Genomic DNA, 15,771 nt, shown 5'->3' with positions numbered 1-15,771 from the left:
TCAATCTGCGTTGCTTCACACCGCGAAACGCGACAAACAAGCGGCGCAGGGGGAATGCATGATTGGGCGTCCGGGAGACGATAGGACCGATTCGTGCGGTGCACGGAGGAAAAGCGTGGCGAGGATCGATGAAAGTCGCCCCTCCATCATTCGATAGTGGTGAGCCGGCTCGTCCCTAGATCGTCGGCGGCTCAACTCGGCATTTTGCTGCAGCATGCACGATTTGGCTGCAGCAAGATCATCGAGATTCGACACAATGAAATTGATGTTCTCCTGTGCGACACCGGGAAGCGCGCGACCTTTACGCGGCAAGCCGTGGAAGGCCCCGACTTTCAACGTCTGCGCCTTTCGACCGGGGATCTCGCGATTGGCCCCCGCGGCGCTTGCGACATCGTCCATGCTTTACCGGCCGAGAACAGCGACGAGCCGCTTTTGTATTCTGTCACTTATCGCGAGGACGGATTGGCCGCACGAGTTTCCGAGGTCGCCCTGACGCCGCTCGCGCAAGGGCTTGGAGATAGCCTGGAGCGTCGGCTCCGCGAGGGCCGCGTTGATCCGTACGCGCTCTTTCATGCGCGTCATAAGCTCCTCATCGCGCTAAGTCGGATGAACCGGCAGGTCGGCGGATTGCATGCATTGCTTGCCAGCAGGGTCGATCTGCACCCCCACCAAGCCTTTGTTGCGGGCACGGTCATCCTCGACCCAATTAGGCGCTACATCCTAGCAGATGAGGTTGGCTTGGGTAAGACGATCGAGGCCGGGATTATCCTTCACGATTTGCTGGCCCGGCGTAGCGACGCACGTATTCTAATTCTGACGCCCGGCCCGCTCTGTCGGCAATGGCTGTGCGAAATGCACAGCAGCTTTGGGGGCCAAGGGTTTCGCCTAGCTGACCTGCATCCGCTCGAGAATATCAATCTCGACAAGTGGCAAAGGGTGATCTGCTCGACCGGCCTCGCGTTGGCGGCGATCGAGGATGACCTGCTCGATGCTCAGTGGGACATGGTGATCATCGACGAGGTTCATCATCTTCTGAATGCGCCCCATCTCTATCAGTTGGTTCAGGCTCTTTCCCGCGAGTGCCGCGACCTGCTGCTGCTGAGCGCGGTGCCGATGCGCCGGCGAGAAGAGGAGCTATTCAAGCTGCTCGCCTTGCTCGAACCGGATCTCTACAGCGCTGATGGTCGCGGAGAGGCAGAGTTCCTCGAAATCTATAACGCTCAGGAAGCGCTCGGCCGACGCCTCAACCTTTTGTCGGGTGACCTGAAGGATCTGGAGCAGGGCGAAGCCAGCGCTGAGGATGTCGCGGATCGGCTCGACCGGTTGCTGTCCGTGCCGATCCTGGCGGACGATGCCGAGTTGACTGCGCTGCGTCAGGCAATTGCGCTGGAGCCGCAGCATGCCGGCGCGCTGGGCGCACGATTCCATATGGCGGTGTCTGACCGCTACCGCGTCAACCGCAGACTTTTGCGCAATCGGCGAGAGCGCTTGATCAGTGAGGATCGCCTGACCGCGATCCGACGAACCGGTGCGATCAAAAACTACCGACCCGACCAGGTGGAGGTCGACGCGGTGGACGCGGTGGAGCGTCTGCTCGTCGATGTCTATGCGCGGACAGATGTGGAGTTAGAAGTTCGACGCACCTTGGCGCAAATCCTCCTGCAGGCGACTGCGAGCCCGGACGCTACCACGGCTGTTCTAAAGCAACTGGCCGCCGCCAAGCCTGCCAAGGTCAACTCATACGGCCTCGAGATGCTCGGCGGGGTCGTTGGTCTCGGGGGCGAGAGTTGGGCCCGTGTCCTAGAGACGGTATGCGCAGGGGCGGTCGGCTATCTCGACGCCGGACTGCTGCGCGACGCTCAGGAAGCAAACCGTCGATGGCTGCAGTCGCCGGCATCACGCGAGCGCTGGTCAATCCTCGTCGACTATTTGCGCGATGCGATCGCGAGAGGCGAAAAGACACTCGTGTTTCTAGGCTTTCCCGGCGCCGCAGCCAGTCTTGTTGCGTACCTCCAGGAGGCCATCGGGTCGTCGGTGCTAACCGAGTTCCGAACCGAACTTGATGACATGGTCAAGGAAGAGAATGTCCGCCGCTTTCGGAGCGAAGCGACGACCCTGGTCATGGTATCGGACGAGAGCGGAGGAGAGGGGCGTAACTTTCAGTTCGCTCACGGACTCGTCCATGTCGATCTGCCATGGCAGGCGGCGGTTATCGAACAGCGGATCGGGCGGCTCGATCGCCTCGGCCGCGAGGCGGTTTCAACGGAGGTTCCAAGCATCGTCTTGTGCAACGAACTCTCTTTGGAAGCAGGGCTTGCGCATTGCTACGCCGATGGATTGGCCCTGTTCCGTCGGTCGCTGAGCGGCCTTGAATTCGCGCTTCGCCGTTTGCAGGATCTGATGCTTGATACAGCTTTGAGCGAGGGACCTGACGCCCTGTTCGCACTTGCTCCTGCTCTTGCGGAAGGCGCGGCCGAGGAACGCATGCGAGACGAGAGCGAGGCGTTGCTCGACGAGGCATCCTATCATGCGGGGCGCGCGGAACGATTTCTGCGGGTTTCCGGCGATGATGTCGAAAGCGTCTTCGAGACGAGTTTCACGTCCTATGTGAAGCAAATCTCGAACAAGAACGCTGTCTGGACTCATGCCACACGGGAGCACCAAAGCGGGCTTTGGGGATTTCGCCCGGATGAGATTCGCAACGGCGAGGTTGCGATCACCGATCGCGATCAGGCCGGCTCCCTGGGCAAGCGGATCGGGACTTTTCGACGCGCGATCGCGCAGACGCGTCGTGACGTGGAATTCTTCAACTACGGCAACCCGTTGGTGGATGCGGTCGTTCACGCGCTCACGGAGAAATTGACGGGACGAACCTATGCCATTGCAGTGACGGCGGCCGGGCACAGCAAGTTTGTCGGCATCGAGGCGGTGATCACGGCGCGCCCGTCGGGCGATGAAGGCGAGATGTCGCCAAGCTTGCTGAACCTGGCCGATGCTCTCTTCGGTTATCGTCGCCGGCCCGTCTTTGTGCCCTTAAACCCGGAGGCGAATGTCGATGGCCAGGGGCTTGCGGACCTGCGCGGATCGCTCAACCCGGACGGTACTGGCGCGCGCTGGTCGGCGCTGGGCTTGGACGACATGCGTCGCTTTGCCGAGCGCGAACTGGGCGACCTTGACGATTGCCTGCGGCGTTTGTTCGAGGTCGAGGTTCCCAAAGCGAAGGAGCAGATCGCCGCAGGACTCGAAGAGGGGCTCGCCGCTGAGCGTCAGAGGATCGCCTCCAACCTCGAATATCTGCGACGCCACGCTGCTGAGGCGAGCGCGTTCGAGATCACTGAACTTGAACGCTACGACGCCGTCATTGCCAACTGGTCGATACAGATCGACGGGTTGGGCTTTCTCGCTGTGAATGCAGGGCGATGATGGCAAGCACGGCGGCGTTCGCCCCGAGCCTGGATGAGACCTTCCGCGACGCGGTGGTGCATGGGTCTTTTGTCGGGCCCTTGCCGGCATGCCCTTCCCAGTCGTGGACGCTCGACTATGCGCAGTGGCGAATGCTGAAACTCTTGCTGGAGCGCCCGGAGATCACGCTCGATCACGGAGTATTGTTGCGGCAGGTCGCGCGCTGGGCAGAAGGACGCCAATTTGTCGGCTCGCTAGCGCCGGGCCTTGCCCATGCTGCTGGAACATGCGGAGTCAGCGTCACGCCCAGCGGCGTTCTGGTGGCCCAGGCGTATACGCCATCTTGGCTGGAAGGTGAACTCTGGAAGCCCGCGACAAGCCTCGATCAGGTTCCCGAACCGGCGCTGCCTGACGAACGGCTGCCTGGGGAACCCTGGCTCCATACGATCGGTGGCATTCAGACCTGGCACTCGGCGGCGCAGAAGGAAGCCTGTTGGCAGGCGCTGATCGCACCGCCGGGTGGCACGACGCTGTTGGGGCTGCCGACCGGCGCGGGCAAAAGCCTCGCTGCGCAACTGCTCGCTCGCTTCTCCGCCGGGGTCACCATCGTTGTCGTGCCCACCACCGCCCTCGCCATTGACCAGTGCCTAGCCGCCCAAACCTTGCTGGCCGAATTTCCAAGCCTTGGCCCACGAGCCTATGCGGCGGCAGGGGCCGGGAGCGATCCGACCGCGGTCCGTGCGGCGCTGCGCGACGGCAGTTGCCGACTGCTGTTCACCTCGCCCGAAGCGTGCGTCTCGGGCAGTTTGCGCCAGTTGCTCGACGAGCTTGCCCGCGCCGGACGTCTCGACAATCTCGTGGTCGACGAAGCCCATATCATCGACTCCTGGGGCGGACATTTCCGGGTCGATTTCCAGTTCCTTGCCTTGCGGCGTCGACAATGGCTCGAGATGAGCGGCGGCAGCCTGCGTACGTTGCTCCTGTCGGCGACCTTTACGCCGAAGTGCATCGCGCTGCTGAAAGACATGTTTGGCGGCCAAGGCTGGCGCGAGTTCGCCTGCCAGCGCCTTCGGCCCGAGATTGTCTATTGGCGTCAGTTCTTTCCACGCGGCGCGGCGCGCGACGCAGCCCTGCTCGAAGCGCTACATTTCCTACCTCGACCGGTTATCGTCTACACAACCGAGGTCGAGGAAGCCAAGCGCCTTCACGGGCTCGTTGGCGATGCGGGCTTCACCGCTGCGCGCTGCTTTCACGGCGACACCTCGGCAACCGAGCGGCGCGCGATCCTGACCGCCTGGCGGCGCAACCAGATCGAAATCATCGTCGCGACCAGCGCTTTCGGCATGGGCGTTGACAAGGCCGATGTCCGAGCGGTGGTACATGCCTGCTTCCCCGAAACGGTCCATCGCTATTATCAGGAAGTCGGCCGCGGCGGGCGGGACGGCGCGCGAAGCATCGCGCTGCTTCTGCCCACGAGGCGCGACGAAGAGGTGGCCGAAGGGCTGTTGCCGCGGATGCTCGGCGCCAAGCTGACGCTAGACCGGTGGGCTGCGATGCTCGCGGCGGGCACCGAGACGACAGACGGACTGCTCAAGCTGCCGATGAACGCCAAACACCAGGATATGCTTGGAGCCCGAACCTACGGCGAGAATATCCGCTGGAATAAGCGGCTGATCCTGATGATGGCTCGCGCCGGACTCGTCGATCTCGAGGAAATGGAGTTCGAAGAAGACTCCGAGAGCCCGGACGAGCGTGTCGAGCAGATTACGCTCAGGCCGCATTTCCCGCCGCACGATCCGATGCTTGCTGAACGGCTAAAGCCTGCCCGCGACGCAGATATTGCTGAAAACAAACGCGGGATCACTGCACTGCGCAGCTATCTGACAGGCGAAAAGAAAATCTGCCGGCTGCTGCGCCACGAATATGGCGACGAGACCATCGTCGCGTGTGGCGGCTGCCCGGCGTGCCGTGACAATCCGATCGACCGTCATGCGGTGCCCCATCTCGACTTCGACGTGCCAGCAGCAGGAAAACCTTTGATTGAGCTGGTTCTATCCGAGGAGCGCTTCGGCAATGCGATGGGGTTCAGGCGGGTCTCCCGCGCCCTTGCGGAATTGATCACGCGCCACCGCATTCGCCATCTCGTCGTCGCCGAGGCGCTTGCACCGTCCCTACGTGAGCAACTGGCCACGCTCATTCCAGCGACCAGCCCAGCCTGGTACCGGCTTGATGTCAGTTCGGCCGCGCACACGCTCATCGCGGCGCAGGATGAGCATCTGCTGTGCCTGCACGGTGCGACGCCGAACCGCGATCTGTTGCGATTGCGGACCGGCCACCGCATGACGCATCTGTTCCCGGTCGATGCCACGGTGACTGATGCCAATGGTCGCGTCTTGTTGAGCCATGAAGGCGCGGTGTTCTATCCTACCTTGAAGCAATGGGTTGCTAGCGTTTGATGTTTACCGACCGGACCGCCACCCCGAACCGCGTCGAGATGTTTCTCGAGGTCGTACGCTCGATGACCGACCGACGGTTCGACGCACAGATTGCACGGGATATGCTGCAGCCCAAGGGCTTGCCCGATCGGACTGAAGTTAGTGACCAGGCTAGCGACATAATTTCCGCCGCACGGCAACTCGAACTCATCGAGACCAGTCCTGACGGGCAGATCCGCCCTGTTGAGTCGCGGCGGGCCGGATCACCGCGCGATGTGCTTCTCGACGCGCTCGATCGCATCGTCTTGCTCGACACCAAGGTCGAGCCTTGGTTCGGGCTGTTCTATGCCTTTCTCCTCGGCCGAAACCTGTCCGCGGCCGATTCGCCGCCAGCCGCTAAACAGTTCGAGGAAGATTTTGAGGCCCAATTGTTCGGTGGGGAACGGCAGCAGAACCGGTTCAATCCCGAAAAATATCGCGGCATGCGTCGCTGGTTTCGCTATGCGGGCCTGGGTTGGCATGACGGGGACGGGCGCTTTCACCCCAACCCTTATGCCCGGTTGCGCCGCGTGCTGCCCCGCATCTTTGAAAAGAACAAGTCGCTGCCATCGGATGCCTTCATGGAGCGTCTCGCGCGCCACTGCCCTGAACTCGATGGCGGGTGGATGTTCGTGCAAGCGAACCAAATGGTGCCTCGGCCCGAGCGGAGCTGTAGTCTTGGTCTCAGCCATGCACTGATCGACCTGCATCTTGATGCGGTTCTGACGCTTGATTGTCCCCTCGACAGCGATGGTTGGAGTATCGCTGCGGCCTCACCGCCGCGCGATGCGCAATATCTTCGCTCGGAGCGTGTCGTCTCCGTGGCCTTCCCGGCTGCAAAGGAGCGCACGGGTGGTTGAGCCGATTCAGATACCGGGCAGGCTCGGGCAGCCTTGCTGGACTGCAGAGACGCTCGAGGCCTCGATCCGAACGATTGCGGCGATGGGCGACGAGAGTGCGCCGCGCTTTCTCGCCAGCCATGCGCCGATCAATCACGTCGACGTGATCGGCAGCGGCAAGCAAACCGACCAGCAGATCTTTGAACGGCTGACGCGCTTGCGGTCGCGCGAGAATGTCGTGCTTGTCCACGGCGCACCGGGGACCGGCAAGTCGCACCTGATCAACTGGATCAAGCTCAGCTTCGACCATGCGCTGAGCACCGGGGCGCTCGACAACATCGTCCCCGTGCTGATCCGTCGACGGACCGGCAGTCTCAAGGATGCGCTCGAGCAATTGGTGCAGCAGTTGCCCGAGAAATTCACTCGGTATCTGGAGCCCGTGCGCCAGGCGATCGATCGCATTTCTGAACTGGAAGCGCGCCAGAAACTCGCCAATGCCTTCTATCTCGAGCTTGGCGTCCGCTGGAACGAGGCTGGTAAGGAGCCCTTGCCGCGTACGATACGCAATTTGTCCGAAGCCTTTCACGCCGAGGGTTTCGGGCAATGGCTCTGCCGCCCGGGTGGTGTGATCGATCGCAACGTACAGCAATTGATCAGCCCGAGTGATGTGCGCGAACGCGAGGGCACGCCGCAATTCAGCGCGGACGAGTTTCAGATCACCGAACCGCGTCTTGCGAGCCGCGGTTTGAATACGGAAAATGTTCACCGGTTGATCGATGAGTTCATGGACGCGCCCAAGTCTGCAGAGCGCGCCGCCGTGGTCTGCAACGAGGTGCTGCGCCCGGCGCTTCGCGACCTGACCGGCCTCGGCAATCAGCAATTGGGCGGCATCCTTCGTTCGATCCGGCAAGAGCTCCGCAGCGATGGCAAGCGACTGGTGCTCCTCATCGAGGACGTCTCAACGCTCTCGGTACTCGACGATGAAATCGTCAATGCCGTCGAGCCGCAGGACGATGCCAGCCTGTGCGACCTGACCGCGGTGCTCGGCATGACGGAACAGGCGTTCGGGCGTCTGCGCGACAACCAGATCCAACGCTTCGCCGGAAGCGGGTTCATCGTTCGTTTTCCGCCGGATGGCGGCGCTTCTGCTTGGGCGAGCGATGGTGGTCAGGTAGATCGCTTTATCGGTCGTTACCTCAACACCGCGCGCCTTGCCGACGTCAACGTTGCGGCGATCGCTGCCGAGCGCCAGCGCGGGCAGGACGTTGAGATCTCGGCCTGTGAAGGTTGTCCGGTCCGCGAGACATGCCACAAGGTGTTCGGGACTGTTGAACTCGACAAGGTTGTCATCGGTCTTTTCCCGTTTAGGCCTGGAACCGCTTTCACGTTGCTGCAGCAGCTTGATGTGCGGATGACGGGCGTCCTGCAGACCCAGAGAAGCCTTCTCGACTATATCGCTAAGCCCGTTCTTTACCACACGATGGCGCTCGCGGAGGGCGCGCATCCGGCATTGACACTGCCGGTCGAAAGCCCCCTCCCCAAGGGGTGGCAGACCTTCACGGAACATTATCTTGGAGGCTGGTCGGTCGGCGAACGCGAGCGCGTGCGCATGCTGGCGCAAGCCTGGGCGCCAGCGGCGGACGCTGACGAGCTTGCGGCGGCATTGCAGCCGCTGCTCGCGCCATTCGGCATGCAAGCCTTCAGCAGCGCGGTCGATAACTCGCGCGCTCCGAAGGTAACGCCCGCGAAGCTTCAGCCGGTTTCGCCGCTTACGCCCGTTTCGCCGGCTGCGCGCGCGCATCCCGGCCAGGCGAAGCTCGAAAATGCGCTGCAGCGCCTGGATCGCTGGGTAAGCAATGAGCCTCTTCTCAATCCCGGCGACCTTCAGGGATTGGTGATCAATTTCCTGAAGGGAGCGCTGCCGTTCGATGATGTGCGGGACCCGGCGCGAAGCGCTCATCGGCTTGTGAAGGACGCAACGGCTCGCGCTATCCGGTTCGAAGGCTCAGCGACCCAGGCCGCGGCCGCACCGTTCGCTATCGAACTTCCTCGCACGCAGGAGACACGCGATCTCGTGGCGGCGCTGGCACATTATCGTCTGATCGGGGACGATGGCTGGAATTTCCCCGATGGCGAACGGCACAAACGAATGGTCGCGCGGTGGTTGCGCACGCACGAGGCCAAAGTCCTGGCGCAAATGAATCCGCCCGACCTCGACCCATCCCGTCCGGTTTTGCAGGCAAGCAGCTTCCTCGCGGTCGCCGCGATGATTGAACGACGCGCCGACCTGCCGAACACGACCAGTGATATCATTGCCAGCATGGCCGGCCCGAACAGTGCGCGCGCTGCACAAGCGCTCAGTCCTCAACTCGCCAAATTGTTCGCCGATTTGCCGGAACGACGGCACAGCGTTCAGCAATTCCTTTTCGCCGAAGCAACTGTGCCTCAGGGTAGCGGGGGCATAAACGTCATCGATCCGATCAAGCTGCTTTCGGGTGTCCCGGCGGCGCGCGCGGAGGGTTGGCGCCCAGGCTTGCCGGCAGAATATTTCGAGAGCTTCTGGAAGACCCGCTATTCGCCGCTGGAGGGTCTCGACAAATGGGGAACTCTCCCGGAGGCGCTGGTCTATGAACGCGACGCAATCGGCGCACTGGTCGCCGAGATCGATAATGTGCTGCAGCGACATGGCTTCGAGGCTGGGCACGCCGACATCCCTGCCTTTTTCGAAAGCATGCGCGCCCTGTGCGATACTTTGCGCACCACCAAACAATGGCAAGTCGAGGATCTTGATGCTTTTCGTCGGGACAAATTGTTCGACCGCGGTTCCACCATGGCCGAGACGGTGCTCAGGGCAGCACAGTTGGTCACGAGCGGTTCTGAGCGGGCCACCCTGTTGTTCGATCCGGAGCAACTCAGTCTGGTCAAGACGCAGGTCGAACGGTGCGACAAGTTTGTCGCGCGCGTTCGCACCTATGCGCAAAACCGCCACACACAGTTGACCGCCGACGGGGATCCTGAGGCGTTGCGGGCGGAGATTGTGGCGTCGCTCGAGGCTATTGCCGCTTCTGAAGCGGCGGCGGCCGCATGAACAGGATCGCTGATCTGACAGGCCAGATCGCCGCACTTCCCGAAAAGGCGAAGTTGCGTGACCAGTTGGGAGCGCTACAGGCGATGCGGAACAAGCTCGCCGAACATACGCAGGATTATGCTCGGCAGCGCCGCCGCGCTGCCGCCATTGCGCGGGTGCCGTCAACCAACGTTACCAAGGCACTCGAACATCTGGACGCTGCCGTCGGGCAGGCGCGTACGCTGACGAAGCTGCTCGGCAAGGACGGTGCGATCGGCGCCGAGGCCGACCGATCGCTGACACAGTTGGTCGAGCGGGTCGCCAACGCCGCGACCCTCCTTACGAGCGACTGGCGCGCTTATGTAAGTCAGCGCATTCAGCGCTACACGCCACTGGTGAACGCGGCTGAACGTGCCAATCTGCCGGGTACGCCGGCTTTGGCTGCCGCGCTCCGGGACTTGAGTGACTTTGCAGAAAGACCGCCCGAAAGCCCGGAGCAGGCTGCGCGGTTTGCGAGTGCTGCCGAGGCCGTGCCCACAGCGATCGCGGCGCTTGGGTTGACAGGGCCGGTAGGTGAATTGGTGATTAAGGCCACGCGCGGCACAGCGAAGCTGCGCGACCTGGATCCTCCCGAGGTAAAAACCTTCCTAGCGGCCAATCCGACGATCGCGGATATGTTCAGGGTTACCTTGGTGTGAGCGAGCCGAGCGCGGCGTTCGCTGCCGACTTCCTCAATTTTGTCGAAGAACGTGAGCAACGGGTTCAACGTTGGGGTTTCTACGACGTCGCCTTCGATGCGGCCGATCTCGAAGCGCTGATCACTGAGGCTGCCCCGGTCGCGCTGATCGCGCAGTGGGAGGCGTTGGAGCAGGACGGCTGGACGATCGATGATCTGATCGCAGAAATGTGCCTTGCGGGGTTGCTCTATCGCCTCGAAGACGGCTCCCAGCGTGTACGCTCGCGGTTCGGGGAAGGGCTCCGCCTGCTCGCCCTGCTGCGCCAGCGTTTCAAGGACGATGATTGGGCGAGCGGACCGCGGCTCGTGTCGGACCTGAAACTCCACCTGGCGCCGCGCCGCTATCCCCGATTGAGCGAGACCGCGGATGCTGCCTGGGACCGGTTGCGCCCGGCAGCGCGGCGGCCGGACCTCCAGCAGGCGGTTTTCAACGCGCTCTCGCAACGAGGCGACGGCTCGCGGTTCGATTTCGCCGGCTTTCAGACCCGCGCGTTCGAGCGCATCTTCGCACATTATGGCGCCGCCAGTGACAGTGGAACGGTTGTCTCTGCGGGCACCGGTTCGGGCAAGACCAAAGCCTTTTACGTACCCGCCTTCACCGCCCTTGCGCCCGAACTCGCGCGCGGTGCTCGGCCCTTCACCAAGGTGATCGCGGTCTATCCCCGCAACGTGCTTCTCGCTGACCAGTTGCGGGAAGCCATCGCGGAGGCGGGGAAGCTTTCCGGTGTCACCGCCCAATTCGGCCTGCGCATGCCCACCTTTGGCGCGCTGATGGGAGATCTGCCGCCGGCCAATCAGTTCGACAGGCGCAAGGCGAGCCCTTTTATGCGCAGCTGGACCGAGCTTCCGGGCGTCGGCTGGATCGTGCCTTTTCTGCGTGCACCCTTTCACCCGGGGCGTAGCGAACTCGTCTGGCGGCATGAGGACCGGCGGGCAGGGCGGACCTGCCTGTATCGGCGCGATGGCCTTGATGACGGACCGGAGGTTCCGGACGGCGTCCTTCATCTGACACGCGAGGCTCTCCAGGCGACCCCGCCCGATTTCCTGTTTCTCTCGCTCGAGATGCTTCACCGTGAACTCGGCAATCCAGCCTGGGCGCAGACGTTCGGTATCGGCGTCGACGATGCGCCGCGCTTGTTGCTGTTCGACGAGGTGCACAATTATAGCGGCCTGAGCGGTGCCCAGGCGCCTTGGATAATTGCGCGCTGGCGGCAGGCCGCCCGGCCGCGCGGCCTTCACGTCGTGGGGCTGTCGGCGACACTCAAGGATGCTCCCCAGCATTTGAGCACGGTCGGGTGTGTGCGGGCCGATCGCATCGTCGAGTGCACGCCTGACGCGCATGAACTCGATCCCGAAGGACGGGAATATACTATCATCGCCAAAGGCGACCCGACGCTCAATGCCTCTTTGCTCGCGACCTCCATTCAGGCCGCGATGCTGATGGTCCGCCTCCAGCAGCCGCGCCACCAACCCTATCCTGCTCGCGGAAGCCTGGCCGGTCAGGCCCTTTATCTGCGCAAGGTATTTGGCTTCACCGACCAGCTGGACAGCCTCAATCGTTGGCATCCGGACCTGTGCGATGCGGAGCGCAAGCAGCTGGCAAAACTGCGCCTCCCGATCGCGCGCTCGGGGCGGAGCGTTACGCGTGCGCAAGAAATGGCGATGGACCGCGACGGTCAAATCTGGACTCTGCCGGACCTGTTGGGTCACGATCTAGGGCAAAGCGCGGTGGTCAGCCGCACCAGTTCCCAGGATCCCGGAGCCGACACGCTCGCAGACATCATCGTGGCGACGGCGAGCCTCGAGGTCGGGTATGACGATCCGGACGTTGGGGTCGTCATCCATCACAAGGCGCCGCGCAATTTCGCTTCCTATTTGCAGCGCAAAGGGCGTGCGGGACGTCGCCGAGGTTCGCGCCCTACGACATTGATTGTTCTGTCCGATGGGGGCCGTGACCGGTGGCTATTCCAGAACAGCGAAAAGCTGTTCTCACCCGAGATCGAGCCGATCAAGGTTCCGATGCTCAACCCATATGTCCAGCGCATCCAGGTGGCGAGTTTTCTCATCGACTGGATCGGTCGACGTGTCCGTCAACCCGATCCTGTGCGCTATCTGCGCAGGCCCGAGCCGTATCTCGCCGAAGGGCGCCGCCGCGCGGTGGTGGTGCTGCGCGACCTGCTCACGCTAGGTGAGACCTATGCGCAGTTCCGGCGCGACATCGTGTGGGTCTATCGCAACACGCAGCGCTTCTGGTCGGTCGAGGACGAAGATCTGGAGCGTCAGATCGATACGGTTCTGTGGGAGGCGCCGCGGCCCGTGCTCCGGCATGCGATCCCCGCGCTGCTTCGCCGGCTGGAGGCGGACTGGCGCTACGCCGACCCCACTCGTGCGGACGAGCGCGAGGATCAGGGCGCACGGCAACCGCTGCCGAGCTTCATCCCGTCGGCGTCTTTCGCCGATCTATCGGCCTCGGAAGTTGTGGTCGAGTTCGTCAAGACCGGCAAGTTGAGCGAGATGCGCGGGGTCAGTGCGCAACTTGCTGAATCGTGTCCGGGGCGCGTGTCGAAGCGCTACTCCGTCGACACTGACGAGCGAGGCTATTGGCTGTTCGGCTCGGCCGCCCTGATCGGCACGCCGTCTCCCGTCAGCCTGGCGCCGGCACAGCTGTTTCCGGATCGCGTCAGGCTCGACAACGGGGTTCTTCAACCGCTGCGGATGGTGCTGGAGCAACGGCCGCACACGGTGAAGGACAGCGCGAATGCGCAGTGGCGCTGGCTGAGTGACATTGAGCAGTTCGGCGAGGGACGCGATTTCACGCTCTTCGATCCCCTGACATGGTCAACCGTCTTCACCGATGCGAAACTGTTCCTGCATGGCGACGGCTTCGGCGTTCGCATCTGCCGATCGACGACGGAGGGCCGCTTCGATATCCTGCTCCGCGACGGAACCGAACATCGCGGTCGCGTACTTCTCGAGACTCAGACGGGGCAGGGGGCGTCTGTTTCGGAAGCTGTCGGGTTCGAACAGACGGTTGATTCTCTCGTGATCCGTGTCGCGCCGACATTGCTCGATGGTCTGAACTTCGCGGACACAAGGGACAGCGGCAGCCTTCGCGAGGAATATTTGCTCTTCCGCCTCCAATCATCCGAAACATTGCTCGACCGGGCGACCCCGCGTGTGCTGGAAGCTCTGTGGCGGACTAGCCTCGCCATGCTCACCGCGACATCCGTCGCGCAGCGCTGCTCACTTGCCGACGCCCAGCTTTACTTGCGAGGACGGCGGGTCGCGGAACTCGGGCGCGTGCTCACGCGCATGACGAGCATCGCCGATACCGACATAGAGGACGATCCCAATGCCGGCGGTCGCGTGCGGGACAAGCTGCAGGCGATATGGGTAGACCCGACGCTGAGCGCCGAGGTAGAGGCACTTGAACAATTGCTTTGGGCATCCCTCGGGGCGGATTTCGACGCCTGGCTGCGCACGCGCACGTTGCGGACCTTGGCGGAGGCCCTGCTGACAGCGGTCCAGACCTTGGCCGACGATATTGGCGAGGCGGACTTGGTTGTTGATGTCGTCGATGCTCCTCCCGGCCAGGGAGCGCATCCGACGATCTATATCTCGGAAACAGCGCCCGGCGGTATCGGTCAGATTGAAGCCTTTGCGCAGATGGCGATCGATGGCGGCAACGCCTTTACCCGCGCTTTCGAACATGCGCTCGGCTTTTGCGCGCGCGATCATCAGAGTCTTCAGGTCCGCACGGTCGCCACCTCCGCCCGTACCAATCCAGCGCTCGCAGGTTCCTTCGCCGCGGTTCGCGCAGCGCGCGGTTATCGTGATATCGAATGCGCGCAGGCAGGGCTCGTCGATGCGATGGAGGCCAGCGGGCTCGACGTGTCACGGTCGGGCGTCGTTTCGACGATGGGGAAATTGCTTGCCCCCGGTTCGAGCGAAGCAACCGATCGCTGGGTCGAGTTGCTCAACCGACGCTGGCGCCGCCTCGAACGACACCTTGGGCTGGCGATTGATCCTCAAGTCTATGCCTATCTTTGCCTCGAAGCGGAGCCGCTGCGACGCCGGCTCTCGGATCTGGTGCGCACGCTCACCGGGAGCGTCCCGACCAATGCCCAGCTTTTTGCTCGGCTGCAGGATTTCCTCTTGCCGGATTGCCCTGGGTCCTGTCCGCAATGCCTCGAAAACAGCAACCGCTTCGATCGCTCGATCACGCCGTCGCGGGCGCTGGCGATTGCCGTGATCGCGGCTCACCAGGAACCGGTACCGCAGATCCTCTACGGTGCGGCTTGGGAGCGTGCGGTCCGCGACCAGTTATCGCAGCACGCGGCGGTGGATCTAATCGCTGAGGCGACGGACCTTCCGGCGATCGCCGGGGCCTTGCAGCGGATGATCTCCGATCCGGTGGACCGCGAGTATTTCGTCACCTGGCCGATCCTCGAACAGGCGCGTCGCGCTAGGAGTGGGTGGCGCATCCGCTTTGCGGTGCGCGCGCCGGGGTCACAATCGTGAGCGCGCCCCTCCAGAGCCGAGATATCTGGACGCATGGCGGCGGTTGGCCGTTGCCAGACTTGCTGCGCTCGGCGCTGGCGAGCTTGTTATTGAAGGGTCCGAGCAGCCGCGCAGTGTATTTTGCCAGCCCCTGGATTACCGACTTCAACTTGTTCGACAATCGCTTTCGGGATGTCGTGGCGATTTTCCCCAGGCTCGCCGATCAGTCTTGGATCCGATTCTCCGATTATCTCGGGTTGCTTGGGCAGCGAATGGAGGTGCGCCTCGTCACGACGCGAAATGAACGCTCGGATGCCTTTCTCGACATACCCGTCGTGCGTGAATCGCACGGGGTGAGCGCACGAAGCGGCCATGCCAGCTTTCACGAGAAAGGTATTCTCGCGCCCTCCTTCTATATCGAAGGCTCGATGAACCTGACGCGCCACGGCGTCCATCTGCGTGGTGAGAAGGTGGTCTATCACACCGCTCCCGGCGAACCGCTTCCTGCAAAGCTCGCCAACGCTTATCTCGAATTCGACCGCAACTGGGCGAGCATGGCGTGACCGCAGATCCCGCATTCCTGGCTTTCCTCGCCGATATTTCCGCGCGGCTGCCGGCGCCCTATCGTTTTGACGCGCTTGACCCCGACCCGGCCTCGCCGATCGGACGCGAGGCTTTTGCGGCAATGCGCGGGGAGCCTGCCTCCCTCCCATATTGCGGCACCGCCCAGATCAATTGGGTTTCGCTCGCGCC

General features: G+C 62.9%; 7 protein-coding genes. All 7 read left to right on the top strand.

The genetic code is table 11. The features are described from left to right. Positions 1-159: 159 nt before the first annotated feature. The 7 genes from AC1DX5_RS20440 to AC1DX5_RS20410 are packed head-to-tail and all read left to right on the top strand — an operon-like array spanning position 160 to position 15,581. On the top strand, positions 160-3,423 hold the full coding sequence (locus tag AC1DX5_RS20440; protein WP_478017118.1) for an SNF2-related protein: 3,264 nt from the start codon (positions 160-162) through the stop codon (positions 3,421-3,423). Next, the gene (dpdF, locus tag AC1DX5_RS20435; RefSeq protein ID WP_478017116.1) at positions 3,420-5,858 is read left to right on the top strand and encodes a protein DpdF; all 2,439 of its coding nucleotides are present in this window, start codon (positions 3,420-3,422) and stop codon (positions 5,856-5,858) included. Before AC1DX5_RS20440 ends, dpdF begins: the two co-directional genes overlap by 4 nt. Continuing rightward, positions 5,855-6,736 (top strand): hypothetical protein, encoded by an 882-nt coding sequence (locus tag AC1DX5_RS20430; protein ID WP_478017114.1) that lies wholly within the window; start codon positions 5,855-5,857, stop codon positions 6,734-6,736. Before dpdF ends, AC1DX5_RS20430 begins: the two co-directional genes overlap by 4 nt. Continuing rightward, the gene (locus AC1DX5_RS20425) at positions 6,729-9,803 is read left to right on the top strand and encodes a hypothetical protein (RefSeq protein WP_478017113.1); all 3,075 of its coding nucleotides are present in this window, start codon (positions 6,729-6,731) and stop codon (positions 9,801-9,803) included. Before AC1DX5_RS20430 ends, AC1DX5_RS20425 begins: the two co-directional genes overlap by 8 nt. Next, the gene (locus AC1DX5_RS20420; protein WP_478017112.1) at positions 9,800-10,480 is read left to right on the top strand and encodes a hypothetical protein; all 681 of its coding nucleotides are present in this window, start codon (positions 9,800-9,802) and stop codon (positions 10,478-10,480) included. The genes AC1DX5_RS20425 and AC1DX5_RS20420 overlap by 4 nt, the downstream gene beginning before the upstream one ends. After that, positions 10,477-15,039 (top strand): protein DpdJ, encoded by a 4,563-nt coding sequence (dpdJ, locus tag AC1DX5_RS20415; protein ID WP_478017110.1) that lies wholly within the window; start codon positions 10,477-10,479, stop codon positions 15,037-15,039. Before AC1DX5_RS20420 ends, dpdJ begins: the two co-directional genes overlap by 4 nt. Further along, positions 15,036-15,581: a hypothetical protein gene (locus AC1DX5_RS20410; RefSeq protein WP_478017108.1), complete on the top strand. Its 546-nt coding sequence runs from the start codon at positions 15,036-15,038 to the stop codon at positions 15,579-15,581. Before dpdJ ends, AC1DX5_RS20410 begins: the two co-directional genes overlap by 4 nt. Positions 15,582-15,771 lie beyond the last annotated feature (190 nt).

The sequence above is a fragment of the Sphingomonas sp. P2_B6 genome (assembly GCF_056404755.1).
The sequence above is the reverse complement of the archived record's forward strand: the minus strand, read 5'-3'. Positions and strand labels throughout refer to the sequence as shown.

Excerpts from the sequence above, each read along its gene's own strand:
- dpdF (WP_478017116.1), top strand. The coding sequence starts at position 3,420 with ATGATGGCAAGCACGGCGGCGTTCGCCCCGAGCCTGGATGAGACCTTC.
- AC1DX5_RS20420 (WP_478017112.1), top strand. The coding sequence starts at position 9,800 with ATGAACAGGATCGCTGATCTGACAGGCCAGATCGCCGCACTTCCCGAA.